Origin of the sequence: Flavobacterium sp. CF108 (assembly GCF_900129795.1) — a bacterium.
Lineage (GTDB): Bacteria > Bacteroidota > Bacteroidia > Flavobacteriales > Flavobacteriaceae > Flavobacterium.
This window is the reverse complement of sequence record NZ_FQWW01000003.1, coordinates 219444-240775: the sequence shown is the minus strand read 5'-3', so window position 1 is coordinate 240775 and position 21332 is coordinate 219444. Positions and strand designations below refer to the sequence as shown.

Annotated in this window: 23 protein-coding genes; 9 read left to right on the top strand and 14 right to left on the bottom strand. The window is 33.5% G+C overall.

The genetic code is table 11. From position 1 onward, the window contains the following. Positions 1-70 precede the first annotated feature (70 nt). The 6 genes from BUE10_RS09730 to BUE10_RS09705 form a co-directional block, all read right to left on the bottom strand. A complete protein-coding gene (locus BUE10_RS09730; RefSeq protein WP_073484620.1) occupies positions 71-688 on the bottom strand; it encodes a hypothetical protein in 618 nt (205 codons plus the stop codon). A gap of 86 nt (positions 689-774) precedes the next feature. Continuing rightward, the gene (locus BUE10_RS09725) at positions 775-1167 is read right to left on the bottom strand and encodes an ACT domain-containing protein (protein WP_073484618.1); all 393 of its coding nucleotides are present in this window, start codon (positions 1165-1167) and stop codon (positions 775-777) included. Between the two features lie 10 nt (positions 1168-1177). Continuing rightward, positions 1178-2440 carry an alpha/beta hydrolase-fold protein gene (locus tag BUE10_RS09720; RefSeq protein WP_073484616.1) on the bottom strand — a complete coding sequence of 421 codons (1263 nt, stop codon included), beginning with the start codon at positions 2438-2440 and terminating at the stop codon, positions 1178-1180. Positions 2441-2532: 92 nt separating this feature from the next. Next, positions 2533-4404, bottom strand: coding sequence for a M1 family metallopeptidase (locus BUE10_RS09715; RefSeq protein WP_073484614.1), 1872 nt, complete (start codon positions 4402-4404; stop codon positions 2533-2535). 215 nt (positions 4405-4619) lie between these two features. After that, the gene (locus tag BUE10_RS09710; RefSeq protein WP_073484612.1) at positions 4620-6200 is read right to left on the bottom strand and encodes an NADP-dependent glyceraldehyde-3-phosphate dehydrogenase; all 1581 of its coding nucleotides are present in this window, start codon (positions 6198-6200) and stop codon (positions 4620-4622) included. A gap of 74 nt (positions 6201-6274) precedes the next feature. Next, the gene (locus BUE10_RS09705; protein ID WP_053473922.1) at positions 6275-6586 is read right to left on the bottom strand and encodes a rhodanese-like domain-containing protein; all 312 of its coding nucleotides are present in this window, start codon (positions 6584-6586) and stop codon (positions 6275-6277) included. Between the two features lie 472 nt (positions 6587-7058). Here BUE10_RS09705 and BUE10_RS09695 point away from each other — a divergent pair, with 472 nt between their 5' ends. Continuing rightward, complete coding sequence (locus BUE10_RS09695; RefSeq protein ID WP_053473921.1) at positions 7059-7685, top strand: Crp/Fnr family transcriptional regulator; 627 nt, start codon at positions 7059-7061, stop codon at positions 7683-7685. Positions 7686-7995: 310 nt separating this feature from the next. Then, entirely contained in the window at positions 7996-8781 is a 786-nt protein-coding gene (locus tag BUE10_RS09690; RefSeq protein ID WP_073484609.1) for a sulfite exporter TauE/SafE family protein, read from the top strand. Between the two features lie 123 nt (positions 8782-8904). On the opposite strand, the gene BUE10_RS09685 is transcribed toward BUE10_RS09690, so the two are convergent. The 6 genes from BUE10_RS09685 to BUE10_RS09660 all read right to left on the bottom strand — a co-directional run bounded on the left by BUE10_RS09685 (position 8905) and on the right by BUE10_RS09660 (position 13891). Continuing rightward, on the bottom strand, positions 8905-9342 hold the full coding sequence (locus BUE10_RS09685) for a hypothetical protein (protein WP_073484607.1): 438 nt from the start codon (positions 9340-9342) through the stop codon (positions 8905-8907). Next, the gene (locus tag BUE10_RS09680) at positions 9342-9791 is read right to left on the bottom strand and encodes a Panacea domain-containing protein (RefSeq protein WP_073484605.1); all 450 of its coding nucleotides are present in this window, start codon (positions 9789-9791) and stop codon (positions 9342-9344) included. Before BUE10_RS09680 ends, BUE10_RS09685 begins: the two co-directional genes overlap by 1 nt. Before the next feature lie 177 nt (positions 9792-9968). Continuing rightward, positions 9969-10343 carry a hypothetical protein gene (locus tag BUE10_RS09675; protein ID WP_073484603.1) on the bottom strand — a complete coding sequence of 125 codons (375 nt, stop codon included), beginning with the start codon at positions 10341-10343 and terminating at the stop codon, positions 9969-9971. A 196-nt stretch (positions 10344-10539) separates the two neighbouring features. Next, complete coding sequence (cydB, locus tag BUE10_RS09670) at positions 10540-11616, bottom strand: cytochrome d ubiquinol oxidase subunit II (RefSeq protein ID WP_073484601.1); 1077 nt, start codon at positions 11614-11616, stop codon at positions 10540-10542. 2 nt (positions 11617-11618) lie between these two features. Further along, on the bottom strand, positions 11619-12965 hold the full coding sequence (locus tag BUE10_RS09665) for a cytochrome ubiquinol oxidase subunit I (protein ID WP_073484599.1): 1347 nt from the start codon (positions 12963-12965) through the stop codon (positions 11619-11621). A 335-nt stretch (positions 12966-13300) separates the two neighbouring features. Next, complete coding sequence (locus BUE10_RS09660; RefSeq protein ID WP_073485252.1) at positions 13301-13891, bottom strand: HD domain-containing protein; 591 nt, start codon at positions 13889-13891, stop codon at positions 13301-13303. A gap of 231 nt (positions 13892-14122) precedes the next feature. Here BUE10_RS09660 and BUE10_RS09655 point away from each other — a divergent pair, with 231 nt between their 5' ends. The 7 genes from BUE10_RS09655 to BUE10_RS09625 all read left to right on the top strand — a co-directional run bounded on the left by BUE10_RS09655 (position 14123) and on the right by BUE10_RS09625 (position 20680). Then, complete coding sequence (locus tag BUE10_RS09655; RefSeq protein ID WP_073484597.1) at positions 14123-15538, top strand: MBL fold metallo-hydrolase; 1416 nt, start codon at positions 14123-14125, stop codon at positions 15536-15538. Between the two features lie 122 nt (positions 15539-15660). Then, positions 15661-16230, top strand: a complete 570-nt coding sequence (locus BUE10_RS09650; protein WP_369826597.1) for a YeeE/YedE family protein — start codon at positions 15661-15663, stop codon at positions 16228-16230. A 10-nt stretch (positions 16231-16240) separates the two neighbouring features. Next, the gene (locus BUE10_RS09645; protein WP_073484595.1) at positions 16241-16720 is read left to right on the top strand and encodes a DUF6691 family protein; all 480 of its coding nucleotides are present in this window, start codon (positions 16241-16243) and stop codon (positions 16718-16720) included. Between the two features lie 461 nt (positions 16721-17181). Next, the gene (locus BUE10_RS09640) at positions 17182-18759 is read left to right on the top strand and encodes a glycerol-3-phosphate dehydrogenase/oxidase (RefSeq protein ID WP_073484593.1); all 1578 of its coding nucleotides are present in this window, start codon (positions 17182-17184) and stop codon (positions 18757-18759) included. A gap of 226 nt (positions 18760-18985) precedes the next feature. After that, entirely contained in the window at positions 18986-19447 is a 462-nt protein-coding gene (locus BUE10_RS09635; protein ID WP_073484591.1) for a MarR family winged helix-turn-helix transcriptional regulator, read from the top strand. 4 nt (positions 19448-19451) lie between these two features. After that, entirely contained in the window at positions 19452-20084 is a 633-nt protein-coding gene (locus tag BUE10_RS09630; protein WP_073484589.1) for an NAD(P)H-dependent oxidoreductase, read from the top strand. A 29-nt stretch (positions 20085-20113) separates the two neighbouring features. Next, positions 20114-20680 (top strand): YceI family protein, encoded by a 567-nt coding sequence (locus BUE10_RS09625; RefSeq protein WP_073484587.1) that lies wholly within the window; start codon positions 20114-20116, stop codon positions 20678-20680. A 68-nt stretch (positions 20681-20748) separates the two neighbouring features. Here BUE10_RS09625 and BUE10_RS09620 read toward each other — a convergent pair whose 3' ends face one another. Together BUE10_RS09620 and BUE10_RS09615 are read right to left on the bottom strand one after the other, a co-directional pair. Further along, positions 20749-21066 (bottom strand): type II toxin-antitoxin system RelE/ParE family toxin, encoded by a 318-nt coding sequence (locus BUE10_RS09620; RefSeq protein WP_073484585.1) that lies wholly within the window; start codon positions 21064-21066, stop codon positions 20749-20751. Continuing rightward, on the bottom strand, positions 21057-21293 hold the full coding sequence (locus BUE10_RS09615) for a hypothetical protein (RefSeq protein ID WP_073484583.1): 237 nt from the start codon (positions 21291-21293) through the stop codon (positions 21057-21059). Before BUE10_RS09615 ends, BUE10_RS09620 begins: the two co-directional genes overlap by 10 nt. Positions 21294-21332: the final 39 nt, after the last annotated feature.

Below are 21332 nucleotides of genomic sequence, written 5' to 3'. Positions count from 1 at the left end.
ACATTAATTTTAAAATAAAAAAAGGGAATCTTAAAACAGATTCCCTCTCTAGTTATATTGATTTGCAGTATTACTTCGTTCTTACAAAATAAACTTCAGGATTGTTTTCGGTTATTTTTTTAACACCTTTTTTTCCGTATTTTGCTATATTAATGGCACGCATTACTTTATTATCTTCATTTAAAAGGCAATCCCAAACCCTTCCGTCTGATAAAATAAATGCCGAATATAAAGAATCTGATCTGTCAGTATTAAAGTAAAGCAAATCCTCTGTTTTAATTAGTGTTTTTACTTTCGATTTACGATCCTGCTCATAAAATAAAATTTTATCCTGCGCTACTTCAACTAATTTATCAACTTTTTGGTTTTTAAAATCCTCATGGGCAGTAACTGTCCAAATTGGTTTATCGCCCGTAACTAACCATGTTCCGCTTATTTTCTCTAAAATATCTTTTCTTAAGATTTCCTTTAAGGTATCAATCTCTTTTAATGATTCCTGTCCAATTTCATTTTCCGGTTTAATTTTGGATACTACCGAAAATAAATCAAGAGCTTTTACATACTCTGATTTTTTTAAATAAGAAAGCGCTAATTCGTATTTATTTTTCTGAAATGTCTCCTTTGTAGCATTTTGCGCTATACTTTTTACTGAAAAAAGCAAAATGATAAGGATCAAATAATTTTTCATCTATTTAAACTTTATTTTTTATTTTGCAATATTAGAATATTTTTCTTACAAAACGAAATAAAAAATAGGTTTAATCTGATATAATTTTAATTTGAAAATGAATTTAAAATTGTCATTGCTTTTGTAACATCTTTTTTATTGACAAAAATATGGTCGTGATAAAATGCCGCAACAACATTACAGCTTATATTGTTGTCTGAAAGTGCTTTTGAAAATGCTGCTGTTAAGCCAACAGCTTCAAGCGAAGAATGTACAGTAAGCGTTATCCATGACATTACTACAAAGTAATTCAGTTTCATTTTTACTGCTATTTCTTCTTTCAGAATAATGGTTATCGCTTCTTTTTCCCTAAAAAACATTTCAACTTCATCTAAATTGAAATTCTCTAATGTATCAACTTTACAAAAAACATAATCGCCCTGCTTGTGTTCAGGTTTCATTGTTTTAAGTAATTTTTGAAGATCTTTTTCTCCTGACATTTTCTCTGTTTTATTTTAAAAGCTTATCTAATTTTCCTTTTGTATCAGGAAAGTTTTTATCCATTGCTAACACCTTTTCATAATTTGCAATTGCGTTTTTCTTATCGCCGCTTGCTTCATAAAAATCGCCTAATGAATCGTATACATTTGGGCTTTGCGGATAATTGACAACATTAAGTTTAAATAAATACCCTGCAAATTCTAAATCTTTTTTCCCAAGCGATTGATACGCAAAATTATTCACTGTGTTTTCAGGCACATATACTTTATATCCTAAATGTTTTGAAACATCTTTATAGTGTTTTTCAATTTTAGTAAAAACGTTTTTATTAAAATTAATCTGCTCCGGTATAGAAAGCTTTAATTGATTGAATTTAAAGATAAAACGAAAAGCATCATAAGTTGCAATTAAAGGTACAGAACCGTGATTATCTTCGTTATAATATTTGTAATCATAATTAAGATTACTTTTTTTATGCTGCTTCAGGAAATCATTTAAATCTAAAATGGCCCTGATATGTCTTGTAAAAACAGTTGTATCTTTTCTAACTTTTATAACATCCATATTATCATCCATTGTATTGGCAGCTCCTAAAAACAATGAAATATTGGCTAAGTTTTTTGTGGTTAATTTTTTGGTGGTTTCTTTTAAAAACTGATCGTGATCCCACCACATACTTGGGTCAATGGAAACGTATGAATTGAATAAAGAAGTATGATTGGTCAAAATATTCATAACCGTTAATCCTCCAAAAGAATGGCCTACTAATGTTTTGTACGGCGCAGTTGGGTATTTAGCATCGATATACGGAATTAGTTCTTTTTCCAGAAACTCAGCAAATTTTTCGCCGCCGCCAGATTGTTCACTTAGATTTTTAGGCACAAACGGAAGATCAACCTCAGAATGTGTTGGCGTTAAATCCCGATTACGATTTGTATTTGTAATCCCAACCACAATCATTTCCGGGCAGTTTGTGTTTCCGTTTACTTCACTTAATTCTTCGATTATCCCAACAACCGAACTAAAATGACCATCGCCGTCGAGAAGATAAACTACAGGATATTTTTGTTTTGCAAATCCGATATTTTGAGCGCTTTTGGGCAAATGAATCCATATTTTGCGTTTCTCGTTTAATATTTTTGAAGAAATACTATCGATAGTTCCTATTTCGATTTTTGAGTTTTTCTGGGCAAATCCAAAATTAGACAGCATTAAAAAAACAAAAAACAAGGTTAGTTTATTTATTAAAATCCTAACTAAGCTACTTTTCATAATTGGTTATTTTATTTTGGTTGATTGTTAAAAGATTTTTATAACGGATAAAAAACCGTCTTAATCATTAGAAAAAGACGGCTTTTAATTTTTTATTTGGCTGCCCAAGTATTATTGTCTGGTGTAGCATCCATGAAAATGCCGCCATCCAGCGTAATTTTTTTAATTTGCTTTTTGCCCTTCAAAGCTACCGAAACTGAATTTTGGTTTTTCTCCCAAACTCCCGGATTTTGATGTACTATTTCTGTTGTATCATCAGCATAAACAATATTTACATCAAACGGAATGGCAAATCCTCCTTTGTTTTCGATAGAAACTGTATTTTTTGAAACGTCTTTAACCGAAAGATCAATGTAATTGTTTGTAAAGAACCAGTTATTGAAAAACCAATTCAGGTTTTTTCCTGAAGCTGTATTCATCGAATTAAAATAATCCCACGGAATTGGGTGTTTCCCATTCCAGGTATCCATATAATGATGCAGTGATTTTTTGAATAAATCGTCTCCAAGTAGATCTTTTAAAGCTATATAAGAAAGAGAAGCTTTTCCGTAAGAGTTATTTCCATAACCCGGACCAGAAACTTGTGTTGACATTGTGATTATTGGCTGATCTTCTTCTGTTGATTTATCATTGATATAATCTTCAACTCTAAATTCTTTATAAAATTTATCTGCTGCTTCTTTTCCGTGTTCAGCAATTCCGATTAAATATTCAAAAGTGGTTGCCCAGCCTTCATCCATAAATGCATAACGAGTTTCGTTGATTCCCATGTAAAAAGGAAAATAAGTATGTGCTACTTCATGATCCTGAACTAATTGAGCAAATTTTGGATCATTCATTTGTGAGTCGTTACACATCATTGGATATTCCATATCAGCAAAACCCTGAAAAGCTGTCATTTTAGAAAAAGGATACGGAACTCCAGGCCAGTTATTAGAAAACCAATCTAAAGCATATTGATTGTTTTTAATTGAATTCACAAAATCAGTTCCTTTTACATCATAAGCTGCCTGAACGCTGGCGCGGCGATTTGTTTTTTTATCTACCACAACGCTGCTCGCATCCCATAAATAGTGATCGCTTAAACCAAAACATACATCTGAGATATTTTTAACTTCAAATTTCCAGACATTCCAGTCGTTTTGTTTGGTCACGATACCGCTTTTCATTTCCTGTTCGTTTGCGATATGCAGGATTTCATCTGTTACGTATGATTTTTTCAAACGTGCAGCAAACTCAGGTTGTAAAACCTCATCTGGATTTAAGAAATCTCCAGTTGCATAAACCACGTAATTTTTTGGTGCTTTTACAGAGTAAACATAATCGTTGAAATCATTGTAAAACTCCTGACGATCTGTATGTGCTAATCTGTCCCAGCCATTATAATCATCAAAAACAGAAACTCTAGGATAACTATACGCTACAAAAAATGTAGTTTCGTCAATTTGCCCTTCTCTTCCGCTTTCTTTAGATAAAGGATAATTCCAGTCGATATTAATGGTAATTTTAGAATGTGGTGCAATTGCTTTTTTCAATTTTACATTTCCAACAGTTCCCCAGCTTCTGGCATCTTCTTTATAGACTACGTCAGCCACTTTTAGAGATGTAATTGTTAAGCCGTTACTTAAAAAATCGTCACTTACGCTTCCGCCTCTTGGTGAAGAAGGTTTATGAAGATTATTTACAAATCGAATCGCAAGATTTCTTAAACTATCGTTACTGTTGTTTTCGTAAACGATTGTTTCTGTTCCGCTGACCAATTTTGTTTTAGCATCAACGGTAATATCCATCGTATATTTTCCGTGGTTCTGCCAGTAGTTTTTTCCGGGTTTTCCGTCTTTCGAGCGAGTACCTTTGGCGTAAGCTTGTTGAATATTTCGGGGCATATAAAGCTCTTGTGCAAAGCTGGTTTGTGCCAAAAACAAAAATGCAATAAATGCAAATTGAGATAGTCTTTTTTTCATAAGTTGTTTTTTGGTTTGCTGATTAAATGATTTTAATAAGACCCAATTTTTGAAATAATGTTACAAAACTTTATAAAATTATATTTTTAAAGAATAAAAAATTAAAAAAACTTAGAATCTTAGCAACTCAGAATCTCAGCACCTTATAAAAAAAGAAAAACCGCCTAATTCAAGAAGAAAAAGACGGTATCTACAATTAATATATAACCTTGATACTACAAAATATAGTCGGTATTAATGAAGTTTGATTCCTTGCTGTTTAGCAATTCCTGCAAAATTTCATTGTTATAAGCGATATCTTTTGAAGCGACAAACGTACGAATTGAGAAAGAACGCAAAGCATCTGGAATACTTAAAGTACCTACTGCAGAATCTTTACGACCTGTAAATGGGAAAGCATCCGGCCCTCTTTGGCAAGAACTGTTTAAGTTCACACGGCATACTAAGTTTACCAAAGCGTCGATAAGCGGTGCAAGAGTTTTAATATCTTTTCCAAACAAACTCACTTGCTGTCCGTAATTAGATTCAGCCATATCTTCTAACGGCTGCTGAATATCTTTAAAAGAAATAACTGGAACTACCGGCCCAAATTGTTCTTCGTGATACACACGCATTTTGCTGTTTACCGGATATAAAACGGCTGGAAAAATAAAATTATCTGTATGTTTTCCTCCTTTTTCATTCAGGATTTTAGCGCCTTTATGAACAGCATCGTCAATTAATCCCTGAATATAATGTGGTTTATCTGTTTCTGGAAGCGGTGTTAATGCAGCTCCTTTTTCCCACGGATTTCCAAATTGTAATGCATCTACTTTTTCAGAGAATCTTTTATTAAACTCTTCTATAATTGATTCGTGAACATATAAAACTTTTAATGCTGTACAACGCTGTCCGTTGAAAGACAGAGTTCCAGTAATACATTCCTGAATTGCCAAATCTAAATCGGCATCCGGAAGAATAATCGCCGGGTTTTTAGCTTCTAATCCTAAAATCAAACGAAGTCTGTTTTTATTTGGATGTTGATCTTGTAAAGCAATCGCCGATTTACTGTTTCCAATTAATGCCAAAACATCAATTTTTCCAGATTTCATAATTGGAGAAGCTACTTCTCTTCCTCTACCGTAAACGATATTGATAACGCCTTTTGGAAAACTGCTTCTAAAAGCTTCTAACAATGGTGAAATACACAATACACCATGTTTAGCCGGTTTAAAGATCACAGTGTTACCCATAATTAAAGCCGGAATCAATAAAGAGAAAGTTTCGTTTAAAGGATAATTGTAAGGCCCAAGGCACAAAACTACTCCAAGAGGCCCGCGGCGAATCATGGCGTTTACACCCTGCACTTTTTCAAAATGCGCGCTTCGTCCGTTTAATTCTTTGTAGCTGGCAATGGTGTCATAAATATATTCGACAGTTCTGTCAAATTCTTTTTGAGAATCGCCAAGGTTTTTTCCAATTTCCCACATCAAAAGTTTCACTACTTCTTCACGTGTTTCTTTCATTTGGGTAACGAAATTCTCCATGCATTTAATACGGTCAGCTACTTTCATAGTTGGCCATAATCCCTGCCCTTTATTGTAGGCCGCATTTGCAGCTTCAACAACTTCCGCAGCTTCTGCTTCTGCCATAAACGGAATAGATCCTAATAATGTTGGCGTATATTTTTCTGTAGAAGAAATAGTCGAAAAAACAGGTGTGGTTTGCCCTGTCCATTGTTTTAATTCTCCATTTACAAGGTAAGTGTCTTGATTTATAAGGTTTTTAATCTCAAACTCTTCTGGAATTAAACTCATAATCTGGTAATTTTTATTTGGTTATTAATAGTGGTTTAATGAAAAAAGAGGCTTTTTTATGCCTCTTTTTCATTTTATGGTTGTACGGTTTCGCCTTCCCAGTCCAGGATTCCGCCTAGCAGATTATAGGCATTTTCGATGCCTAACTCATTCATAACCTGGCATGCTTTTGCACTTCTGGCTCCAGAACGACAATACACGTAGTAGTTTTTATTTTTATCTAATTCTTCGATTTCATAAATAAAACCCTGACCTTTATTGATATCAATGTTTAAAGCATTTTCAATATAGCCATCATTAAATTCGTCTTCAGTTCTTACGTCCAGTATAACTGCATTCTCGTCAGCAGCCAGCTGATTAACCCAATCTTCTTGTGATAAATTCATAATAAATGTGTTTTTGTAAAATTACGACGTTTCTATTAATTAAAAACGTGCCAAATGCGATTTCGATTATTATTCTCAGAAAACGTTTTAGAGAAAGTATTATAATCAGTGAAACACAAATTTACTTACTATTTTTAAAAATACACCCTATAAAATCGATAGAAAATAGGATTTTTTCATTTGCTCAAAATACCTTTAAATATAGTTTTCTGACAATTAATGACAGCTGAATCTATTATCTTTGTAAAAAATTATAGTATTTAATCTCTTTTTGATAAAATGGTTTGCCACGAATTACGCGAATTTTCACGAATTAATTTTTGGAATTTTGTAAAATTCGCGTCAAAAAAATAATTTTCAACACATAGTAAAGACATCCTATATTTAAAAAAAACATTCGTCATCAATTCAAGAATAAGCACTAAACTAATTCGTGAAAATTCGTGTAATTCGTGGCAAAAAAATATAATCCATGCAAAATTCATTAAAAACCATCTTTCCTAATTTCTCCAGCGAACTTATTGCTACTATTGAAGAAAACGGAAGCCATCAGGATTTTGAAGCCGGAACTATTTTAATGCGCACCGGACAATATATTAAAAACACGGTTTTGATTACGAAAGGAAAAATCAAAATTTACCGTGAAGGCGAAGATGGCGGCGAGTTTTTAATGTATTACTTACAGCCCGGACAAGCCTGCGCCATTTCGATGATCTGCACTGCAAAAAGCGAGAAAAGCCAAATCATGGCAAAAGTAGTCGAAGATGTTTCGGTAATGATGATTCCGCTGCAAATGATGGATAAATGGATGATGGAACACCGTTCTTGGTACGAATTTGTTATCGAAACGTATAGAAGTCGTTTTGAAGAAGTTCTGGAAGTTGTCGATAATATCGCTTTTCGTTCTATGGACGAGCGTTTGGAATTTTACCTAAAAAGACATTCTGATGCCTGCGGCTGTTCTGAAGTCAAACTTTCACACCAGGAAATCGCCACCGAATTAAACACCTCAAGAGAAGTGGTTTCACGTTTACTAAAAAAAATGGAACAGCGAGGTTTGGTCAAACTCAACCGAAACCAGATTGAGCTTTTAAAATAATTGCCCACAGATTTTACAGATGAAACGGGTTTTCGCTGATTTATTTTTTTTGCCACAGATTAAAAGATTTACATAGATTTTTTTTAAATATTCATTTCACGCAGATTTTGCAGATTTAGGCAGATAATCGCAGATTTTATTTACTTTTAAATTTAAATCTGCTCAAATCTGCAAAATCTGCGTGAAAAAAAATCTTTAATCTGTGTAAACCCGTTCCATCCGTAAAACCCGTGGGCAAAAATTTACTTCTGTGATAAATGTTACTGTAGATTCATAATTAACGAAGCAACTTTGCATAAAAATAAATGCAATGGAATATTTAGGTTATTTTGCTTCAATCATTATCGGGGTTTCGCTGGGTTTAATTGGCGGCGGCGGATCGATATTGACAATTCCTATTTTGGTGTATTTATTTAAGGTAAATCCAGATCAGGCCACTTCTTATTCCTTATTTATTGTTGGCTTAACCGCTTTATTCGGAAGCTACAGCCATTATAAAATGGGAAATCTTAAACTGAAATCAGCACTTTATTTTGCGATTCCTTCTGTAATTTCGATTTTGATAATCCGCGAAGTTATATTTCCTCAAATTGCTGCGACACTTTTTTCGGTGGCATCTTATACCGTTTCAAAAGATTTTCTGATTATGATTGTTTTTTCGGTTTTGATGATAACGGCGGCGATTTCGATGATTCGAAAAAACCTTCCAGAAGCAAAAAGCACCGAAACCAATTATGTTCAATTAAGTATCATTGGATTTTTAGTGGGAATTGTAACCGGATTTCTTGGTGCCGGCGGAGGATTTTTAATAATTCCTGCACTTTTGTTTTTTGCCAAATTACCAATGAAACAAGCAGTAGGAACTTCATTATTGATTATTACAATCAATTCTTCAATAGGTTTTGGAGGAGATTTATATATAGGAACTCCAATCGATTATTCTTTTTTATTAGGAGTTTCGGGAATGGCGCTTCTGGGAATGTTAATTGGAAGTCAGCTTTCTAAAAAAATCGACGGAACTAAATTAAAACCGCTTTTTGGCTGGTTTGTTCTCGTTATGGGATTTTATATAATTGCTAAAGAGGTTTTGTTTTAGATATTATTTTCTCTCGCAGATTTGGCAGATAATTCAAATCTTTTTCTTTAAATATTTTTGAATTTAGTTTCACTTGTAGATAATCTTTGTCAAAGTTTTAAACTTTGACAAAGATGAAACTATTTAGATTATTTTCTTTTCAGCAGTTCTAGCAATTGGTTTTCTATAAAATAAATATCTCAAGACCAAAGTATAAAAAGTAAAAATTGAAGTCGTTAAAGTTCCAACAACAAATAAAAACTCGGTTTGCGATAAAATAAAGAATTTATACGATGCGCCTGCTCCGTGTAGTAAAATAACAAGTGCAATAAAAATCGCCCATCTTGATGAAAAAATAAAAGCTTTTTTGGCGTTTTCCTGTCTTAGCTTTCGCTCTAAACTTTCGTTTGCCTGTTCGATTTCAAATCTTTTAAGTTCTATATATTCAGAATGGCTTTTAGGATCGTAAGGTCTCATTAAATAATCTTCTTTTTCGGCCTCTTTCGTTACATCTTTCGGAACATTAATAATATCGTTTCCTAAAGCACTTTCTGGTAATTTTTCTGCTAAAGTTCTTTCCATTAACTATTTAGTTTTTCCTGATAATATTCTTTAATTAAATCGTTTCCAATTACAACATCATGCGATCCGTCCCAGGTTTGCGACCACGGACTCCCCTCTTCATGCGTTAGTGCCGAAAGCTGCAATCCGGATAAACCTTTGTAATTATTCCAGATTTTTTTCAAGAACTCTTTATCTTCTTCATTTAATGGCGTTTTCGCAGATATAATCAACAAAAACGGATCAACTGGATCTTTCCCGAACATTCGTATGGCATAATACAAATCTGGAATAACCGCGCCATATTTCCAGGCCTGAATTTCATTTTCAAAAAGCGGCTTTCCGGTAATTCCTAAATGCCATCCATCTGAAATATAAGTAAGTTTTAGCAATTTCATCGGGTCAAGTCCCTGCCCTTCTGCTTTTGCTAATTCTATGAAATACTTTGCTATATCAAAACAATTATACATTTTCTAAAATTTTAATTATTTCTCTTCTAACAAAACTAAGAAAATCCCAACCAAATACAATATTTGTAAAAATTATATTAAGAAAAATTAATGTGAAGTCTTTGTGCGTTGCCTATTCCTATAACTATCGGAGGCTAGCCGCTATATTATGGAAGGGCAATAACAAAATATTAGATTTTAGTTTAGTATTTCTTCATTATCTAATATAAACTTTTCCTTATTTCTATAAACCGTAATAATTGTTTCACCTCTTTTCTTTACAACCGAATCTCCAATTTTAATTTTTGACCAAAATTGACCAAAAACTGAAAACTTAGTTTCATCGTTTAAATAAATCATAGCTGCATTATGATTATATTTTTCAAATCCTTTATCAATTACCAATCCCTGAAAGTTTTCTTCTTGAATATTTTTTAGTCCAGTATTATATCTCTTTCTGTCTGTATCTATTATAAATGATTTAACAAAAAGGAAAATTGCAAAAATAGCTACTCCAACATTTAGAACTATTTTCAATTGCTTATTTGAAAATTTAAAACTTTCTTTTTTCATATATTTTTTTCAATTGCCTCCAGCTTTAGCTGGAGGTAAACAAATCTATACAAATAAAAGGCTTTAGCCAAACTTTACGATTTTGGCTAAAGCCTTTTGAACACCAATAAAAAACCTCCAGTTAAAACTGGAGGTTATTGATTTTATATCAAAATAAAAATTCGTGAAAATTAGTGTAATTCGTGGCAAAAAACAATCAATGTTCCCCATACCCAATATCATCCATTTTACCGCTAAAAACTCTATACTGAATAATAAAATAAATAATCACAAGAAACAAAGCCACAAAAAACCAGCTCATTCCGGCGTTTAATCCGTATTCTCCGGCGGCAGTATTATAAATTGTTAACGACGGATTTACTTTATTGGTCGAAGGCAGAACATTCGGAAAAATTGAAACGGCTGTCGAAGCAAATCCTCCCACTAAAAAGAAAGTAGAAAACATAAATCCGTAACCGTCTTTTTGAAACGAACGAACTTTGAATAATCCCAGAATTCCAACGAAAGTCAAAAGCGGGAAAAACCAAAGAATAGGATTTTCAACGAAATTATGAAACGGTTTAGGTTCGATAAAATGCCAAACCTGTAATGAAATACAAACTAAAACCAGTAATACAATATTCAATGCAAAAACAACCTTTTTAAGCTTCGGATTTAGAGATGAATTCGTTTTATAAATAATCCAGTTGGCACCGTGAATTGTTAAAGCGACAGTGCTTACAATTCCAAGGAAAAGTGTAAACCAGTCTATAATTCCCAATTCATTTGCCTGCGGACTAAAAGTTGGATTCCACAAAGGCAGAAAGAAATAATGCGCTTCCTGTGTTGAAACACCATTTTGAACCATTCCGAGATTTACGCCACGAACAATATTTCCTAAAGCGATTCCAAAAAACAGTGCTAAGAGTAAACTCGCAATCCCGAAAGCTTTATCCCAAATGGTTTCCCACATTGCGTTATGAATCTGTCCGCGCATTTCCAATCCGATGGCGCGGAAAATCAAAAGCCATAAAATCATAATCAAAGGCAGATAAAATCCACTGAAAGAAGAAGCATATAAAGTTGGAAAAGCAAAAAACAAAACACCTCCTGCCGCAATCAGCCAAACTTCATTAGCGTCCCAAAACGGGCCAATAGCACTTGTAATTGCTTTTTTATCTTTTTCTGTATCGGCAAAAAATAAATGAATAATTCCTGCCCCAAAATCATAACCGTCTAAAACCAGATAAACAGCCAGGATTCCCATTAAAACTATGTACCAAAAAAATTCCATACTTATATTTTTTCTGTTGAAAGTTCCACATGATGAGGCCCTTTATTGATAATTTTTCCAATCAAAAGTAAAAACAACATTCCCAGTAAAAGGTATAAACCAATAAACCCAAGCAATGTAAACAAGGTATTTCCGGAAGAAACAGTTGGTGAAGCTCCGGCAGCCGTTCGTAGTAAATTGTAAACCAGCCACGGCTGTCTTCCTAATTCGGCCGTGTACCAGCCTGTTGTATTCGCGATATACGGAAACGGCATCATGAACATAAGCGACCATAAAATCCATTTGGTTTCAAACAATTTCCCTCTGATTAATTGAAAAAGAGAAAGAGCCATTAAACCAATAAAAACCGTTCCGAGTCCTACCATAATATGGTACGCATAATACAATCCTGAAATATTGGTTGGGTGTAAATCTTCTTCAAACTGATCTAAACCTTTAATTTCCTGATCCCAATTTCCATAAGTCAGGAAACTCAAAATGTTAGGAACAGCAATTTTATTATCGAGTTTTTTATCTTTTACATCGGGCTGACCAATTAAAACAATTTCAGAACCTTTCTCTTCGGTATGAAAAATTCCTTCCATTCCGGCGAAAGTTACGGGTTGGTATTTTACGACATTTTTCGCTAATAAATCTCCTGTTGGAACAGCCACTATTAAACTTGAAATCAATCCGAAGATAACTCCTGTTTTCAGGAACAATTTTCCAAAAGAAACATTCTTCTGACTCAAAATATAGAAAGCACCAATTCCGGCCACAACAAATGAACTTGTCACCAAAGAAGCGGCCTGATTGTGTAAATAAGAAGGCCAAAGCCACGGATTTAAAAATAAAGCCTGAAAATTATTGAGTACAAATTTTCCGTTTTCAAGGATTTCATAACCCACCGGATTCTGCATCCACGAATGTGTGGCAATAATTAAAAATCCGCTGGCCCAGGAACCAATGCAAATTAATAATCCGGTTACAAAATGCCATTTATGCCCGAGGAGTTTTTCTCCAAATAAAAATATTCCTAAAAAAGAGGATTCGAGAAAGAAGGAAAACATTCCTTCCATTGCGAGAGTCTGTCCAATGATTCCGCCTGTTAACTCGGAGAATTTTGCCCAGTTCGTCCCAAATTGAAATTCCATCGGAATTCCGGTTACAACGCCCATTGCAAAATTGAGAGCGAAGATTTTCATCCAGAAATGGGTGGCATGATTGTATTGTTCGTCTTTAGTTTTTAGGTATTTCCATTTGAAGTAAACAATAATGAGCGAAAGACCCATTGTAAGTTGCGGAAAAAGATAATGAAAAGTAATGGTGAACGCGAATTGCATTCGATCATAAAAGAGCATTTCTTCCATAAGTGGTAATTTGTTTATGAAGTTCCACAAATTTAACCATTACAACCCGAATTAATGCCTTTTAAAAGAAGTTTATCGCCTGATATTTGTTAAACTTTTCAACAATTTAAATGTGCAAATTGCACTTATACTTACAGCAATTTTGTCAAAGTTTGGGTATGAAGTTTTAAACACATAGAAACATAGAACTTTTTCTATTTTTATAAAGATTAAAAAAGAAACTAGTTTCCACACATAGCTATGCGCATTTAAACATAGCCCGCGGTTTGAACCGCGGGAACTCATGCTTGATCCTGATACGTTTCCCGCGGTTCAAACCGTGGGCTATGTTTAATCTATTTCTTCAAAATTCCTTTTTCTACGCTTTCATTTATCAAACCTTCTGCGTAATTCCATAAAGATGTTGAACCTTCTTTTATAATGCTCTTTTTCTCGTAAACCTTGTTATAATTTACACCAAACTCTTTCCAGGTTCCGCCATTGTTAGAAGTATTTTGTAATAAAGGTTCTAACCTGTCCATAGATCTTGCAAATTTAGCTTCGTTGGTTTCTCCGGCTTCAAATTCTTCCCAAATAGCAATTAGATCTTCTGCCTGATTTTTCGGAAGCAGGCCAAAAATTCTATTGGCTGCCAATCTTTCTTCATCTGTATTATCATGACTTTTCACCGTATCATAAATAAAAACATCTCCTGCGTCGATTTCTACAATATCATGAATCAAAACCATTTTTACCACTTTTAAAACGTCGATTGGTTCATTGGAGTGTTTAGCCAAAACAATAGCCATTAAAGCTAAATGCCAGCTGTGTTCGGCATCATTTTCACATCGGTCGCTGTTAAACAGCTTCGTTTTGCGCTGAATATATTTTACTTTATCAATTTCTTTTATAAAGGCAATTTGATCTAATAAGTCTGCTGTATTCATATCAATAATTTTCGTCAGTTGTAAAATTACATAGATTTTTTTTGTCCCATATAAGTTATATAAGTTCATTTTAGCAAAACGCAAATTACACGGCGTCTTAATTTTACTAATATCTCTTATATGGTTAAATTCCTTGTTTTTACACAAAAATCAAACTTCTGTAACATTAGTCACCTATTTTAAAAGAAAACACAGTTATCTTTGTATTCCCAATATTTTTCAATTTATATCATGAAAATAGAACAAATTTACACCGGATGCCTCGCACAAGGTGCATACTATATAACTTCTAACGGAGAAGCCGCAATTATTGATCCGTTAAGAGAAATCCAGCCTTATTTAGATCGTTTAGAACGCGACAATGTTAAACTAAAATACATTTTTGAAACGCATTTTCACGCTGATTTTGTTTCCGGACATATCGATTTAAGCAAGGAAACAGAAGCTCCAATTGTTTACGGACCAAATGCTGCCTGTGAGTTTGACTGCATTTCTGCAAAAGACGGACAGGAATTTAAACTTGGAAATGTAACGATAAAAGCTTTGCATACTCCGGGTCATACAATGGAAAGCACTACTTATTTATTGATTGACCAAGACGGAAAAGATAATGCAATTTTTTCTGGTGATACTTTATTTATAGGCGATGTTGGCCGTCCGGATTTGGCCCAAAAAGCGGCAGGAATGACGCAAGACCAATTAGCCGGAATTTTATTTCATTCTTTAAGAGATAAAATTATGACGCTGGGTGATGATGTCATCGTTTATCCTGCGCACGGTGCCGGAAGCGCCTGCGGAAAAAACATGAGTAAAGAAACGGTTTCAACAATTGGAAATCAAAAAGTTACGAATTATGCTTTGCGTTCGGATATGACGGAAGCTGAATTTATTGAAGAAGTAACGGACGGGTTATTACCTCCTCCAGCCTATTTCAGTATGAACGTTGCCATGAACAAACAAGGTTACGAAAGTTTTGAAACGGTTTTACATAACGGAATGAAAGCTATAAAAGCCGAAGAATTTGAGGCTGTCGCCGAAGAAACCGGAGCTTTGATTTTAGATACAAGAAAAAGCGGTGATTTTGCCAAAGGATTTATTCCGCAGTCTATTAATATTGGAATCAACGGTGATTTTGCTCCATGGGTTGGAACTTTAGTGGGCGATGTCAAACAACCTATTATATTAGTAACCGAATTGGGTCTTGAAGAGGAAACAGTTACACGTTTAAGTCGTGTTGGTTTTGATTCTATCATCGGACATTTAGAAGGTGGTTTTGAAGCTTGGGAAAAAGCCGGTTTTGAAATTGACATCGTTAACCGAATTTCGGCAGAAGAATTTGCTGCTAAATTTAATATTAAAGAAGATAAAGTTATTGACGTTCGTAAAGAAACGGAATACGAGGCAGAACATATTGAAGATGCTTACAGCAAACCTCTTGCTTATATTAATGATTGGGTAAAAGACATTAATCCAAATGAGCATTTTTATCTACATTGTGCTGGCGGTTATCGCAGTATGATCGCAGCTTCGATTTTACAGGCACGCGGTTTCAGAAATTTTAGCGAAATTGATGGCGGTTTTGGAGCCATCGCAAAAACTGAAATTCCAAAATCTGATTTCGTTTGCCAAAGCAAAGTTCTAAAATAGATTTTGCCACAGATTAAAATGATTAACACAGATTAAAATTAAATATAAATTAGCAGACAGACTCTACAGATAAAAAAGAAATCCTTTTGAATCTGTGAAATCTGTGGCAAAAAAACTAACAAATGAATATACTGGAAATTATTCAAAAGCCTTGGCCTTGGTACGTTGCTGGTCCTTTAATCGGATTGACTGTTCCTATTTTATTGATTATCGGAAATAAATCTTTCGGGATTAGTTCCTCGCTTCGTCATATTTGTGCAGCTTGTATTCCGGCGAATATTTCATTTTTTAAATACGACTGGAAAAAAGAAAGCTGGAATTTATTCTTTGTTTTGGGAATATTTCTTGGCGGTGTTATTGCGGCTTACTTTCTTTCAAATCCAAATGACGTTCAAATTACTCCAGAACTTTCGCAGCAATTATCATCTTACGGAATCACAGATCATTCAGGTTTAGTTCCGGTGCAGTTATTTTCCTGGGAGAGTTTATTAACGCTTCGCGGATTCATCATGATTGTTGTGGGCGGATTTTTAGTCGGCTTCGGAACACGTTATGCGGGCGGATGTACAAGCGGACACGCCATAATGGGATTATCAAATCTGCAATGGCCATCTCTTGTTGCAACAATCTGTTTTATGATTGGCGGTTTTGTAATGTCACTTTTGATTTTACCTTATATTCTTTCACTTTAAAATTTCAAAAATGAGCAATTTAGAAAATAAAAATACAGACGGCGAAGGAATCAATGCCAGTCATCAGAAAGAAACAGTATTTGCTAACCTTAAATATTTAATCGTCGGAATCTTTTTCGGGATTGTATTTGTAAAAGCCGAAATCATCAGCTGGTTTCGTATTCAGGAAATGTTTCACCTGCAGTCATTCTTTATGTATGGCGTAATTGGGAGCGCAGTTGCTGTAGGCGTTATATCAGTTTTCATCATTAAAAAATTCAATATTAAAACACTTCAGGGCGAAAAAATCGAAATTCAACCAAAGACTTTCAGCAAAGGACAAATCTATGGCGGATTACTATTTGGTTTTGGATGGGCAATTACTGGAGCTTGTCCGGGCCCGCTTTTCGCTCAAATTGGGACTGGTGCAACTGTAATTATTGTTACTTTATTAAGTGCCATTGCAGGAACTTGGTTTTATGGTTTGATTAAAGACAAACTTCCTCATTAATTTTTTGTTTCAGGTTTCAGGTTTCAAGTTGTTTACGAAACTTAAAAGAAAAGAAAATTCAATTTCATTCCGTAGGAATGTCTAGTTGGTAGAATTAAATTTGAGTTGTGGTAATACGTTCCGTTGGAACGTTTGATTAACGAGCTAGGTGTTTTTATTCTGGTGAAACAAGTGTCTCTACAGGACACGGATTCAAAACAATTCTGTTTTTTCTACCGATGAAATATTCCTAACGGAATATTAAAAATTGTCTTTAGACTAACTTAAATGAAAATATAATCTACATCAAACCCGACAGGTTTTAAAAACCTGTCGGGTTTATTTTTTTTAACCTAGTGAATCAACTTGAAACCTGAAACTTGAAACAAACTTTAACAATCAAGAAACTTCTTCATCTAAATCTAATTTCGTTTCGTTAAGTTTGCTTTAAACAATAAATCCCCAAAAATAGAACATAATATATGAACCGTTCAGAACAGCTATTGATATTAAAGAACACTGAAAAATGGGATGTAATTGTAATTGGAGGCGGTGCCAGCGGTTTAGGAACTGCTCTTGATGCCGCAAGCAGAGGGTACAAAACAATTTTACTTGAAGCAGTTGATTTTGCAAAAGGAACTTCGAGCAGAAGCACTAAACTGATTCACGGCGGTGTGCGTTATCTGGAACAAGGAAATATTCACTTGGTCATAGAAGCATTGAAAGAAAGAGGTTTAATAGCTAAAAATGCGGGTCACTTAGTCAAAAACCAATCTTTTGTGATCCCAAACTACAATTGGTGGAGCACTTTCATTTATACTATTGGATTAACAGTTTATGATTTATTAGCCGGACGTTTAAGTTTAGGCCGTTCAAAATATATTTCTAAGAAAAAAACAATCGAAATGCTTCCTAACGTAGAAGAAGCTGATTTACTAAATGGCGTTATTTATCATGACGGACAATTTGATGATTCGCGTTTAGCCATTAATATCGCTCAAACTGCTGTAGAAAAAGGAGCTTGCCTTTTAAACTATACAAAAGTTGTAAATTTAATAAAAGACGATAAAAACCAAATTATTGGTGTTGAAGCAGAAGATCAGGAAACAGGAGATAAATACAGCTTAAAAGGCGCTGCAATTATAAATGCTACAGGAGTTTTTACAAATGCCATAATGAAACTGAACGATACTGTTTATAAAAAATATATTGTTCCGAGCCAGGGGATTCATCTTGTGTTTGATAAATCTTTTTTACCAGGCGATCATGCTTTAATGATTCCGAAAACAAGTGACGGACGAGTTTTATTTGCAGTACCTTGGCATAACCGAATTGTAGTAGGTACAACAGATACTTTAATTAAAAAACAAAGTTTAGAACCCGTTGCTTTAGAAAGTGAAATCAAATTTGTACTAGAAACGGCCCAGCACTTTTTAGCAAAAAAACCAACCAGAGCAGATGTTTTATCTGTTTTTGCAGGCTTACGACCTTTGGCCGCACCCGAAGAAGAAGGTAAAAAAACCAAGGAAGTTTCCAGAAGCCATAAAATTATTGTGTCAAAAACCGGCTTAATAACGATTACAGGAGGAAAATGGACAACGTACAGAAAAATCGCTGAGGATATTATAAACAAAGCAATTACTATTGGTAAACTGCCTAAAAAACCATGTGTTACAGAACATCTTCCCATTCATGGAAATAAAACTACGACGACTTTAGACAGAGAAAATCATTTGTATATATATGGTTCTGATATTCCTAAAATAATCGAGTTACAACAAAACAATCCTGAATTAAAAGAAAAAGTTCATCCTGATCACGAATTTACTATGACAGAAGTGCTTTGGGCGATTCGATATGAAATGGCAAGAACTGTAGATGATATATTAGCCAGACGTGTTCGCTTATTGTTTTTAGATGCAAGGGCTGCAATTCAATCTTCAGAAAAAGTAGCAAAATTACTTGCTAAAGAGCTTGGACATGACGAAATGTGGATAAATAAGGAAGTTTTAAATTTCAAAAAAACTACAAAGGGTTTTCTTTTGTCTGAATTTCAATAATTCTTTATCCGGGTTTAGAGCTTAGACAAAGTTGGCAACAGCAAGTTTAATTTTTAGTTAAATATTTAAAAATCAACATCTTAAAATCAAAAAATAAGCTATTTTTATTCCAGTTTTTTCCATTCAAAATTGATTCATTTTGAATTAACAAAAAATTAACACAACATTTGTATATACAAATATTAAAACTCATACATTTGTATATACAAATTATACACTTACGACTATGACAATTGAAGAAGTTATTAAAAGTACAGTTAAGATGGATAATGCGAAAAAAGTTATTCTAAATATCATGTACACACAAAATGTGATTCAGGATCATTTTAACGAGTTGATAAAACCGTATGATTTATCCGGAGAGCAATACAATGTACTGCGCATATTAAGAGGACAAAAAGGAAATCCTGCTAATATGTGTGTGATACAAGAGCGTATGTTAGCTAAAACGAGTAACACAACCCGATTAGTTGATAAATTATTACTGAAAGATTTTGTAACCAGAAATGTCTGTCCAGGTAACCGACGAAAAATAGAAGTTTTGATTACGCAGAAAGGATTAGATGTTTTAAAAGAATTAGACCCAAAGGTAGATGAGCACGAGCGTTTGTTTGCCCAGAATATAAGCCAAGAAGAATTAGAATTATTAAACACATTATTAGAAAAATACCGAACCCAACAAAATTAAAATTATGAGTACATTATTAGATAATTTAAACTGGAGATATGCAACTAAAAAATATGATGCATCTAAAAAAGTATCTTCAGCAGATTTAAATACTTTAAAAGAAGCTGTTAGATTGAGTGCTTCTTCATACGGATTACAACCATACAGAGTTGTTATTGTAGAAAATCCGGAAATTAGAGAACAATTAAAAGCTGCAGCTTACGGACAAACCCCGCTTACAGATGCTTCGCAAATATTTGTTTTTGCAAATGATGTAAATCTTGGAGTACATTCTGTAGACAGTTATATCAATAATATCAGCGAAACAAGAGGCATTCCTGTTGGTGCTTTGGCTGGATTTAGCGATATGATGAAAGGTACTGTTGCAAACTTATCTGATGATGCTAAAAATGTATGGACAGCAAAACAAACCTATATTGCCTTAGGAACATTATTAGCTGCAGCTTCTGAATTAAAAATCGATGCTACGCCTATGGAAGGTTTCAATGCAGCAGAGTTTAATAAAATCTTAGGTTTTGACAAACTTGGCCTAAGTGCTACAGTAATTGCTGCTGTAGGTTACAGACATGATGAGGACGATACTCAGCATTACAAAAAAGTTAGAAAATCTCACGAGGAATTATTTATCACTATATAATTATTATTAATCAAATTCAATTTTACAACATGAAAAATTTAAAGACAATTGCAATTGCATTATTCGTAGCAGCAGCTGGTATCTCAGTAAACGCACAAACTAAAAAAATCGACGTAAAAGCATCTACTATCAAATGGGTAGGTAAAAAAGTAACTGGAGAGCACTCTGGAACAGTAAACTTTAAAGAAGGTGCTGTAGTTTTCAAAGGAAAAAAATTAGTTGGAGGAAGCTTTACAGTTGATATGACTTCATTAACTTCTACAGATTTAACTGGAGAATACCAAGGTAAATTAAACGGTCACTTAAAAGCTGACGATTTCTTTGGAACTGAAAAATTCCCAACTTCAAAATTAGTTTTCAAAACTATTGGTGCTAAATCTGCTGACGTTTACACAGTAACTGCTGATTTAACTATTAAAGGAATCACTAAACCAGTAACTTTTGATATTACTGTAAGTGGAAACACTGCTACAACTGCATTTAAAGTTGACAGAACTAAATATGATATTAAATACGGTTCAGGAAGTTTCTTCGAAGGTTTAGGAGACAAAACTATCAGCGATGATTTCGAATTAACAGTAGCTTTAAAATTCTAATTTTAGGCTTACCTAATTTATATATAAGAAAAACCCCAATAGTTGATTCTATTGGGGTTTTTCTTTTTTTATTTATTTCTTTTAATATTTATTGGATTTTGTCTCGTATCAAATACATCCAAAATTTCAATTGAATTTCTTTCAGAATTAATCCAATAAATAATTTTGTAATTTTTAAAGATCAAATAACGAATTTCTTTAGAATAATTTTCTAAAAGTTCTTCTTTTTGTCCAATTTCAGATTGTCCTTGCAGCTTAATTGTTTCTTTCGTAATTCCTATAACAAGTTTTCTTGCAACGCTTAAATTGGCTTCTTTTTTATAATAATCAAAAATATCTTTAAGTTCTTTTTTAGCAAAATCAGTCCAATAAATCTTTAACTCCATTTCTCAATTTCAGAAATTAACTTATCCGATTCTGTTAAACGCCCATTTTTAGAGTCACTCATAGAATCATCAATTCTTTTTTGAAAATCAGTTATAGACATTGGTTTTAACTCAGAATCCATTTTCGTTTCTTTTTTTAAAAGTTTCTCAAATTGAGAAATAGCTTTCTCACTTTCAAGTTTAAGAAAGTCTCTAATAAAAATCACTTTTCGAGTATCTAAATCCATTTCTTTTATTTTTATCAAAGTTACAAATTATCTTTAAAT

What these genes read in the sequence shown, in the direction of transcription:
- BUE10_RS09730 (WP_073484620.1), bottom strand. Translation starts at nt 688, where the DNA reads ATGAAAAATTATTTGATCCTTATCATTTTGCTTTTTTCAGTAAAAAGT.
- BUE10_RS09725 (WP_073484618.1), bottom strand. Translation starts at nt 1,167, where the DNA reads ATGTCAGGAGAAAAAGATCTTCAAAAATTACTTAAAACAATGAAACCT.
- BUE10_RS09720 (WP_073484616.1), bottom strand. Translation starts at nt 2,440, where the DNA reads ATGAAAAGTAGCTTAGTTAGGATTTTAATAAATAAACTAACCTTGTTT.
- BUE10_RS09715 (WP_073484614.1), bottom strand. Translation starts at nt 4,404, where the DNA reads ATGAAAAAAAGACTATCTCAATTTGCATTTATTGCATTTTTGTTTTTG.
- BUE10_RS09710 (WP_073484612.1), bottom strand. Translation starts at nt 6,200, where the DNA reads ATGAGTTTAATTCCAGAAGAGTTTGAGATTAAAAACCTTATAAATCAA.
- BUE10_RS09705 (WP_053473922.1), bottom strand. Translation starts at nt 6,586, where the DNA reads ATGAATTTATCACAAGAAGATTGGGTTAATCAGCTGGCTGCTGACGAG.
- BUE10_RS09695 (WP_053473921.1), top strand. Translation starts at nt 7,059, where the DNA reads ATGCAAAATTCATTAAAAACCATCTTTCCTAATTTCTCCAGCGAACTT.
- BUE10_RS09690 (WP_073484609.1), top strand. Translation starts at nt 7,996, where the DNA reads ATGGAATATTTAGGTTATTTTGCTTCAATCATTATCGGGGTTTCGCTG.
- BUE10_RS09685 (WP_073484607.1), bottom strand. Translation starts at nt 9,342, where the DNA reads ATGGAAAGAACTTTAGCAGAAAAATTACCAGAAAGTGCTTTAGGAAAC.
- BUE10_RS09680 (WP_073484605.1), bottom strand. Translation starts at nt 9,791, where the DNA reads ATGTATAATTGTTTTGATATAGCAAAGTATTTCATAGAATTAGCAAAA.
- BUE10_RS09675 (WP_073484603.1), bottom strand. Translation starts at nt 10,343, where the DNA reads ATGAAAAAAGAAAGTTTTAAATTTTCAAATAAGCAATTGAAAATAGTT.
- cydB (WP_073484601.1), bottom strand. Translation starts at nt 11,616, where the DNA reads ATGGAATTTTTTTGGTACATAGTTTTAATGGGAATCCTGGCTGTTTAT.
- BUE10_RS09665 (WP_073484599.1), bottom strand. Translation starts at nt 12,965, where the DNA reads ATGGAAGAAATGCTCTTTTATGATCGAATGCAATTCGCGTTCACCATT.
- BUE10_RS09660 (WP_073485252.1), bottom strand. Translation starts at nt 13,891, where the DNA reads ATGAATACAGCAGACTTATTAGATCAAATTGCCTTTATAAAAGAAATT.
- BUE10_RS09655 (WP_073484597.1), top strand. Translation starts at nt 14,123, where the DNA reads ATGAAAATAGAACAAATTTACACCGGATGCCTCGCACAAGGTGCATAC.
- BUE10_RS09650 (WP_369826597.1), top strand. Translation starts at nt 15,661, where the DNA reads ATGAATATACTGGAAATTATTCAAAAGCCTTGGCCTTGGTACGTTGCT.
- BUE10_RS09645 (WP_073484595.1), top strand. Translation starts at nt 16,241, where the DNA reads ATGAGCAATTTAGAAAATAAAAATACAGACGGCGAAGGAATCAATGCC.
- BUE10_RS09640 (WP_073484593.1), top strand. Translation starts at nt 17,182, where the DNA reads ATGAACCGTTCAGAACAGCTATTGATATTAAAGAACACTGAAAAATGG.
- BUE10_RS09635 (WP_073484591.1), top strand. Translation starts at nt 18,986, where the DNA reads ATGACAATTGAAGAAGTTATTAAAAGTACAGTTAAGATGGATAATGCG.
- BUE10_RS09630 (WP_073484589.1), top strand. Translation starts at nt 19,452, where the DNA reads ATGAGTACATTATTAGATAATTTAAACTGGAGATATGCAACTAAAAAA.
- BUE10_RS09625 (WP_073484587.1), top strand. Translation starts at nt 20,114, where the DNA reads ATGAAAAATTTAAAGACAATTGCAATTGCATTATTCGTAGCAGCAGCT.
- BUE10_RS09620 (WP_073484585.1), bottom strand. Translation starts at nt 21,066, where the DNA reads ATGGAGTTAAAGATTTATTGGACTGATTTTGCTAAAAAAGAACTTAAA.
- BUE10_RS09615 (WP_073484583.1), bottom strand. Translation starts at nt 21,293, where the DNA reads ATGGATTTAGATACTCGAAAAGTGATTTTTATTAGAGACTTTCTTAAA.